Source organism: Mesorhizobium sp. M1E.F.Ca.ET.041.01.1.1, assembly GCF_003997355.1.
Taxonomy (GTDB): domain Bacteria; phylum Pseudomonadota; class Alphaproteobacteria; order Rhizobiales; family Rhizobiaceae; genus Mesorhizobium.
In genome coordinates, this window is sequence record NZ_RZSL01000367.1 from 1 (window position 1) to 6,239 (window position 6,239).

The 6,239-nt window shown below is 60.7% G+C and carries 9 protein-coding genes; 3 read left to right on the forward strand and 6 right to left on the reverse strand.

What is annotated here, in order from left to right:
* From EOA38_RS24755 to EOA38_RS24770, 4 genes are all read right to left on the reverse strand, one after another.
* Window positions 1-361, reverse strand: a 361-nt coding sequence (locus EOA38_RS24755) for an SAM-dependent methyltransferase (protein WP_189434859.1), incomplete at its 3' end; no start/stop codon positions are given.
* Complete coding sequence (gene lgt / locus EOA38_RS24760; protein WP_127221591.1) at window positions 358-1,212, reverse strand: prolipoprotein diacylglyceryl transferase; 855 nt, start codon at window positions 1,210-1,212, stop codon at window positions 358-360. The genes lgt and EOA38_RS24755, both read right to left, overlap by 4 nt.
* 83 nt (window positions 1,213-1,295) lie before the next feature.
* Complete coding sequence (locus EOA38_RS24765) at window positions 1,296-1,598, reverse strand: type II toxin-antitoxin system RelE/ParE family toxin (RefSeq protein ID WP_126092386.1); 303 nt, start codon at window positions 1,596-1,598, stop codon at window positions 1,296-1,298.
* Window positions 1,595-1,855, reverse strand: a complete 261-nt coding sequence (locus EOA38_RS24770) for a type II toxin-antitoxin system ParD family antitoxin (protein ID WP_126092387.1) — start codon at window positions 1,853-1,855, stop codon at window positions 1,595-1,597. Before EOA38_RS24770 ends, EOA38_RS24765 begins: the two co-directional genes overlap by 4 nt.
* 141 nt (window positions 1,856-1,996) lie before the next feature.
* Between EOA38_RS24770 and EOA38_RS24775 the strand changes: the two genes are divergently transcribed.
* From EOA38_RS24775 to EOA38_RS24785, 3 genes are all read left to right on the forward strand, one after another.
* Window positions 1,997-2,299 (forward strand): accessory factor UbiK family protein, encoded by a 303-nt coding sequence (locus tag EOA38_RS24775; protein WP_126092388.1) that lies wholly within the window; start codon window positions 1,997-1,999, stop codon window positions 2,297-2,299.
* Window positions 2,300-2,617: 318 nt separating this feature from the next.
* On the forward strand, window positions 2,618-3,118 hold the full coding sequence (locus EOA38_RS24780; protein ID WP_040970944.1) for a YbjN domain-containing protein: 501 nt from the start codon (window positions 2,618-2,620) through the stop codon (window positions 3,116-3,118).
* Window positions 3,119-3,136: 18 nt separating this feature from the next.
* On the forward strand, window positions 3,137-3,496 hold the full coding sequence (locus EOA38_RS24785) for a tRNA-binding protein (protein WP_126092389.1): 360 nt from the start codon (window positions 3,137-3,139) through the stop codon (window positions 3,494-3,496).
* Between the two features lie 109 nt (window positions 3,497-3,605).
* On the opposite strand, the gene EOA38_RS24790 is transcribed toward EOA38_RS24785, so the two are convergent.
* Together EOA38_RS24790 and EOA38_RS24795 are read right to left on the reverse strand one after the other, a co-directional pair.
* Window positions 3,606-4,544 carry a hypothetical protein gene (locus tag EOA38_RS24790; protein ID WP_245464904.1) on the reverse strand — a complete coding sequence of 313 codons (939 nt, stop codon included), beginning with the start codon at window positions 4,542-4,544 and terminating at the stop codon, window positions 3,606-3,608.
* 579 nt (window positions 4,545-5,123) lie between these two features.
* Window positions 5,124-6,146 (reverse strand): glycosyltransferase family 1 protein, encoded by a 1,023-nt coding sequence (locus tag EOA38_RS24795; RefSeq protein ID WP_127300460.1) that lies wholly within the window; start codon window positions 6,144-6,146, stop codon window positions 5,124-5,126.
* Between the last annotated feature and the right edge of the window lie 93 nt (window positions 6,147-6,239).

Consider the following 6,239-nt stretch of genomic DNA (forward strand, 5'->3'; position numbering starts at 1 on the left):
GGCGCGGACTGGTCTCGATCATGGCGAAGGAAGCGCCGGCTGCAAGCACCGGGTCGAGCCGCGACCATGTGCGCAGCATGTCCTTCATCAGTGTGCCGCGGCCGGGGCCGATCTCGGCGAAGGTGGCGGGAAGCGGCCGGCCGGCGCCCTGCCAGGCCTGGTAAAGCCAGACGGCGACAAGCTCGCCGAACATCTGGCTGATCTCGGGCGCGGTGACGAAGTCGCCGGCAGGGCCGAAGGGCTCGCGCGTCGTGTAATAGCCGTCCTTGGGGTCGAACAGGCAGAGCGCCATGTATTCGCTGACCGGGATCGGCCCCACGGCGCCGATCAGGTCGACGATGCGGTCCTTCAGGCGGGTCATGCTGCCTGCGGCTGCGTCATCGGCTTCGCAGTCGCCATGGCCCAGATGCCGGCGAGCACCATCGGCGAGGACAGGATCATACCCATGGTCAGCCAGTTGGTGCCGAGCAGGTAGCCGAGCTGCTGGTCGGGCTCGCGGAAGAGCTCGACGAAGATGCGCGACAAACCATAGCCGCAGATGAAGGCGCCGCCGACGAAACGCGGCGTTCTCAGCTTCAGCCGAGAATGGGTGAGGAAGCGCAGCACCAGGAACAGCACGAGGCCTTCAAGCAGCGCCTCATAGAGCTGGCTGGGATGCCGGGTAAACGGGCCGCCATTGGGGAATTCGATCGCCCAGGGCACATCCGACGGTCGCCCCCAGAGCTCAGAATTGATGAAATTGGCGACGCGCACCAGTCCGAGGCCGACCGGCACGCCAGCCGCGACGACGTCGAACAGCGTCCAAGTGTGGATGCCGCGCTTGAGCGAGAACAAGGTCATGGCGAGAATGACGCCGAGCAGCCCGCCATGAAACGACATGCCGCCCTGCCAGACGGCAAAGATGTCGAGCGGATGCGCGATGTAGCGCGCAAGATCGTAGAAAAGCACATAGCCGGTCCGCCCGCCGAGCACCACGCCGATCGCTGCCCAGACGATGAAATCGTCGAGGTCCTCGGGCTTCATCGGCAGCTTGCCGTCCGGCCAAAGGCTGGCGTTGGTGACGAGCCGCTTTGCGTACCACCAGGCAAAGAGGATGCCGACGATGTAGCCGACGCCATACCAATGCACCGCCAGCGGTCCGATATGGATGATGACCGGATCGATGTTGGGGAAGGGCAGAGAGGCCAGTGGCAGCAGGAAATATTCGCTCAAACTGGGGTCTCCCGGTTGCGGTCGTCTATCGGGCGCGGACCATGCGGCAGGGTTTTGGCGGGGTCAAGGCGGCTGCCGCGACCTCAATCCTCGGGGAATAGAATATTCTCAAAGTCCATCGCGCCGTGCAGGACATGCAGGATTTCCACCGCGCCTGTGCTGACGCGATAGAAGATCAGATAGCGGCCGTGAACGCGCCGACGGACGCCCGACGACCGGTATCGTTCCACGACTGGATGCCGCTCCGGCATGGTCCGCAATCGCAAGCAGTCGTCGCGCAGGTCCTGGATGAAGGTCACCGCGCGAAGTGGATTGTCGAGCCCGATGTGGTTGGCTATGGCCTCAAGGTCCGCTTTGGCCTGATCAGTGAAGGTTAGCGGCCTCACTTGCCCTTCTCTGCAATCGCCCTGTATTTCGCCTCAAGACGGTCGAACACTTCCTCTGCTGGCGTCGACCTGCCTGCGTCGGCATCCGAAATGCCTTTGGCGAGTGCCGCATCGAGGGTGGCAAGGCGCTTCTCTCGCTCCTCGACGAGGCGAACGCCTTCGCGCAATACCTCGCTTTTCGAATTGTAGCGGCCGGTGCTGACGAGCCGGTTCACAACATCTTCCAGCCGGTGCCCCAGGTCTGCACTGATCGCCATGACGGCCTCCTTTGAGAGGGTTCACTCTATAATAATAGTTATTGGAATGGCCAGCTAGCAGGAATAGCAAGTCCGCATCGGATGCGCTTGCATTCCGCGCCGCTCGCCACTACGTGAAAAATCAGCAAGCGAGGATTTGCCATGTCGAACGGACCGAACCGCATTCTCGACGAATTCGCCAAGCTGATGACGGATGCAGCGGGGGCCGCCCAGGGCGTTCGGCGCGAGATGGAGACCGCCTTCCGCAGCCAGGCCGAGCGCCTGCTCAACTCCATGGAAGTGGTTCAGCGTGAAGAGTTCGAGGCCGCGCGCGAGATGGCTGTCAAGGCGAGGGAAGACAGCATCCAGCTTGCGGCGCGCGTCGAGGCGCTCGAGGCCAAGCTCGCCGAACTGACCGGGCAGACCGCACCGGCGGCCGCGGCGAAGCCCAGATCAAAAAAATAATCGCTAAACTTTTCCACAAAGCGCGATCCGGAAAATCGCTTTGCCGTGAATCGCTTACCGGCATTGCATGAATCTTTTTGACAGCGCCTTTCCACATGCGAATGACGCAGTGCGAAAAATTGGGCTGTTCACGCGACTCCCGATCAATAGACTGAATTTGTTGCATGATTCGGAGCAGGGATCATGCGCCGGGCGGTGGGGTCCGGTCTGGAGTCTTTGCGTTTGAGAAGTTCCTGGCCGTCCGAGTTCTAGACAAGATTGTTCGTCGTGTGTGCCCCGCGGAGCGTGTGGCGCTCCCCTGAACACAGGAAGCATTCCATGGAACTTCTCGAACTCGAATTCTCCCGCGAAATCCACCCGGTGGATGTCATCGAGCAGGTGGCCCACAACAATGACTGGTCCTTCGAGCGCGCCGGCGACGACGAGATCTCGATTTCGGTGACCGGCAGTTGGACCGACTATCATGTCTCCTTCTCCTGGATGGAGGATTTCGAGGCGCTGCATCTGGCCTGCGCCTTCGACATCAAGGTGCCGGAAACGCGCGCGCTGGAAGTGATGCGGCTGTTGTCGCTCATCAACGAACAAATGCTGTTCGGCCATTTCGACCTGTGGGAGCAGGAGGGCGCGATCATGTTCAGGCAGTCGCTGCTGCTTGCCGGTGGGGTCGAGCCGTCGAGCCAGCAGGTCGAGGTGCTGCTGTCCTCGGCGCTCGAGGCCTGCGAATGCTATTTCCAGGCCTTCCAGTTCGTCGTCTGGTCCGGTACATCGGCCAAGGACGCGCTGTCCAGCGTGCTCTTCGAGACCCACGGAAACGCCTGAACCAAGCAGACGCCAGCGATGAGTTCCAGCAGCGGGCGCAAGCCCGAGATCAGCTTCGCCGATTTCGACCGTGTCGATATCCGTGCCGGCACGATCGTCGAGGCCGAGCCATTTCCGGAGGCGCGCAAGCCGGCGTTCAAGCTGAAGATCGATTTCGGCCCGGCCATCGGGGTGAAGAAGTCATCGGCCCAGATCACCAAATACTACGCTCCGGAAACGCTGATCGGCCGGCAGGTCTTCGCGGTGGTGAATTTTCCGCCGCGCCAGATTGGCCCCTTCATGTCGGAAGTGCTGACGCTGGGCTTTCCCGACGAGGAAGGAGCCGTGGTGCTCGGCGCCATCGAGCGCAAGGTCCCGGACGGCGGGCGACTGTTCTAAAATTGGCGAGCAGGCTGCCGTCATCCGCAGTTGTCTGCGCTGCAGCCGGCGGATTGATCAAACTCGACCTCGCCGAGCGCAGCGCCGCCAGGAGGCCCGGGCAGGCGCATCATAGCGCCGCTGCAGCCGGCCGGATTGAGGCGATGGCTGCGGGCCGAAATGCGCCCAAAATGGTTCCGACCGTTGCGGCTGAGAGCACCAGATGGAGGACGTCGAACGGCCAGGCGAGTCCGAAATGCAACAGCATGAGGCTCAAGAAGGAAGGCGGCGCGGCATCCGCGGGGATCAGGATCAGGCCTGCGGCCAGGACCAGCCCATATTTGAGCATGGCAACTATTGCGAGAACGATGAGCATTATGGCGACGAAACGCAGGTGATTGCCGTGGAGCGCACGCCAGCACCCGATTGGATCAAACGATCCCGTCCAGAGAAAATCGCCGACAAACAGATATGTCCAGGCAAGCACGAAACCGCCCGCGAACAGGTTGAAGACTCCCATCGCCGACACCCAGGGCGTGATGTCCTCAGGACTGAGCGGCAGGTCATGTGTGGCCAGCAGGCCGGCGACGAGCAGTCTGTGCTCGCCGGCGACCGCAAAGCCGCTAAGAAGCTGGACGGCCGCGAGAAGCAACGCAGCCAAGAGAATCCGCTGGCTAAGCTCAAAGCGTATGCCCGGGATAGCGAAGCGTCTAGTACTTTCAATGCCGCGCCGAACAACGACACGGCCATGCTCGGGCGCGTTTGCCATGTGATCCAGAACGAATGCAAAGACCATCGCTGAGAACGGCGCGGCAACAATCGCGGAAAGCCAAGTCCTGGAGTCAAAGCCACGCGATAGAAGCCAGGCGGGCACCTGCTCCGGATCGGCAAAAAGAACAAGCGCAAGCGCCGCCAGACAGAGCGCCGTCAGAAAGCAGGGAAACCAGGCGGCCACGAAGAGCGGCCAGGCATTCGCACGGCAATAGCCGAGCACCCTCGCAACGGTCTTGCCGATGCGCAAGAGGCGACGCGTTGGCAATACGGCAGGCAACTCGTCCAGCGTTGACATCGGCGTCAATCCCGCAGCGAACTACACATGCAGAATAATGCACTGCAATTAACTATAGCGCAAGCTCTCGCTAGGCGGCGTGTTACCTAGCTAGGCTTCCGTATCCTTTCTGTGTCGCCAAAAATATATAAAACTGACGAAAACAATATTATAAAGAGACTTCTTTCATCCGCAAGAATGCCAATCCCGAGAATTAAGTAAGATATTATCTGATATACAAAAGACATAACCAGGTTTTTAAAATTCCCCCTCTTGTCCCAAGTAGATATCATGCAAATCAATATCACTAAAACAGGCAAAATCAACAATAGCCAGTGATTGGTGCGAATGGAATAGGCAATAAAATAAATCAAAGATGCTATTAAAAGCGCCGCCACCTTCCAACGAAAATTATTAATTGCAAGGAGGGCAGGCAAGCGCAGCTCCATCTAGAGACGGTGTAAAGCGGAGAAAATCTAAACCTTCGGCCCCCAAATTGAAAATGAAATCATCGGTATTGGTGTACAAAAGACTCAAAGAGGCAGTGGGATTGATTTAAGGGAAACGTCGCCGGCGGCACAGGTATGTGAAGGGGCCCTATCAGGCGGCCAGCTTGCGCGGCATCCCCAACGCTTCCTCGACGGCGTCGAGGAACATTTCGGCGCAGGCCTTCCAGCTGTAGCGCATGGCGCGCTGGCGCGCCTCAGCGCGGTCGATCTGAAGCGCCTTGAGCGCGGCCTCGCCTAGGTCCTCGGACACGGCTCCGCCGACGCCGTCACCAACGATATCGATCGGTCCGGTCACCGGGTAGGCGGCCACCGGCGTGCCGCTGGCCAAAGCCTCGATGATGACGTTGCCGAAGGTGTCGGTGCGGCTTGGAAAGACGAAGACGTCGGCCGATGCGTAGATTTCCGCCAGCTCGTCGTTCGGGCGATGACCGAGGAAATGCACCATTGGATAGCGGGCCTTGAGCTTCGCCAGCTCCGGCCCTTCACCGACGACCACCTTGCTGCCGGGAAGATCGAGATCAAGGAAGGCCGTCAGGTTCTTTTCGATCGCGACGCGGCCAACGCAGAGGAAGACGGGGTGGGGGAAGCTCGTGTCCTTGCGCTTGTCCGGCCGGAAATGATCGGTGTCGACGCCGCGCGTCCAGGGGCGCAGCTTGTTGAAGCCGCGCGCTGCGAGGTCGTCCGAAAGCGATTGGGTGGCGACAAGCGTGCCCTGTCCGGAATTGTGGAAGTCGCGCAGCCAGTTATAGGCCCAGCCCTCCGGCACCGGCAGGCGGGCGCTGAGATATTCGGGAAAACGCGTGTGGTAGCTGGTGGTGAAGGGGCGGCCGGCCTTCCGGCAGTAGCGGCGCGCCATGATACCCAGAGGCCCTTCGGTGACGATGTGGATGTGGTCAGCCTTGCGTGCATCGATCAGCCGCGCGACATGGCCGGGAGTTGTCAACGCCAGCCGAATGTCCGGATAGGTCGGCAGCGGCAAGGTGCGGAAGATGTTCGGCGTCAGGAAATCGACCTCAACGTCGAAGGATTTCAGCGTCTCGGCAAGCCGCTCCAGCGTGTGGACCACGCCGTTGATCTGCGGCCGCCATGCATCGGTGACCATCAGGATGCGCATGACGATCCTTCGCAGAGATTCATGAGCGCGCCGGCACGGTGGCGAAACGGCAGCCAGGCAGCGGCTCGCGCTTCGCTCCAGCGCACCCTAGCA

What these genes read in the sequence shown, in the direction of transcription:
- EOA38_RS24795 (WP_127300460.1), bottom strand. Translation starts at nt 6,146, where the DNA reads ATGCGCATCCTGATGGTCACCGATGCATGGCGGCCGCAGATCAACGGC.
- EOA38_RS24785 (WP_126092389.1), top strand. Translation starts at nt 3,137, where the DNA reads ATGAGTTCCAGCAGCGGGCGCAAGCCCGAGATCAGCTTCGCCGATTTC.
- EOA38_RS24790 (WP_245464904.1), bottom strand. Translation starts at nt 4,544, where the DNA reads ATGTCAACGCTGGACGAGTTGCCTGCCGTATTGCCAACGCGTCGCCTC.
- EOA38_RS24775 (WP_126092388.1), top strand. Translation starts at nt 1,997, where the DNA reads ATGTCGAACGGACCGAACCGCATTCTCGACGAATTCGCCAAGCTGATG.
- EOA38_RS24770 (WP_126092387.1), bottom strand. Translation starts at nt 1,855, where the DNA reads ATGGCGATCAGTGCAGACCTGGGGCACCGGCTGGAAGATGTTGTGAAC.
- EOA38_RS24780 (WP_040970944.1), top strand. Translation starts at nt 2,618, where the DNA reads ATGGAACTTCTCGAACTCGAATTCTCCCGCGAAATCCACCCGGTGGAT.